Source organism: Vibrio sp. 10N.222.55.C6 (assembly GCF_041473395.1).
GTDB lineage: Bacteria > Pseudomonadota > Gammaproteobacteria > Enterobacterales > Vibrionaceae > Vibrio > Vibrio crassostreae_C.
Genome location: NZ_JBFRSD010000276.1, coordinates 1 through 341, shown reverse-complemented (window position 1 = coordinate 341; position 341 = coordinate 1). Strand labels below are relative to the sequence as shown.

Genomic DNA, 341 nt, shown 5'->3' with positions numbered 1-341 from the left:
CATCAGAAAAGATGTGGATGCCAACAGGCTCGTTCTGGACGCAACCAGCAGGTGAAGACCACACCACTGCCGCAAACGGTGAAACAAACCTAATCTACCTTGAGATTGATGCGGGTCCATATCTAGTTCAACCATCTGAAGAGAAGTTCGATAATGGCGAACGTCCTCTAAACTTGCATAAAGACAATATCGTGTGGCTAAACAGCAGTGATCTTCACGATATCAAAGTAGACGGTGTTCAATCAACGTATGTTTGGGGTAGCACTTCTGACATGGGTGGTTCAATGATCAAACTGCCTGCCGGCTTTGAAGGAAAAATCACCACGGACGCAAGTGAGTTC

The 341-nt window shown here is 46.3% G+C and carries 1 protein-coding gene; it reads left to right on the top strand.

Features of this window, described 5'->3' with window-relative positions; translation table 11 throughout:
• Window positions 1-17 precede the first annotated feature (17 nt).
• The coding region (locus AB4486_RS23635; protein WP_372119005.1) for a DUF4437 domain-containing protein at window positions 18-341 on the top strand (324 nt) is incomplete at its 3' end.